Annotated in this window: 1 tRNA gene; it reads left to right on the forward strand. The window is 59.5% G+C overall.

From position 1 onward, the window contains the following. Positions 1-135: 135 nt before the first annotated feature. Positions 136-212, forward strand: a tRNA-Asp gene (locus LH128_RS30510). The last annotated feature ends 3 nt before the right edge of the window (positions 213-215 follow it).

A 215-nucleotide genomic window follows, 5' to 3' on the forward strand; every position in this document is an offset into this window, starting at 1 on the left:
GTAGCTCAGTTGGTTAGAGTGCCGGCCTGTCACGCCGGAGGTCGCGGGTTCGAGCCCCGTCACTCGCGCCACTTGGGAAAAATACTGGTAATCCAGTGACTTGAGGTAGTCTAAAAACCTCACATACATTGCTGCGCGGGTGTAGCTCAGTTGGTTAGAGTGCCGGCCTGTCACGCCGGAGGTCGCGGGTTCGAGCCCCGTCACTCGCGCCACTT

Origin of the sequence: Sphingomonas sp. LH128 (genome assembly GCF_000293195.2) — a bacterium.
GTDB lineage: Bacteria > Pseudomonadota > Alphaproteobacteria > Sphingomonadales > Sphingomonadaceae > Novosphingobium > Novosphingobium resinovorum_A.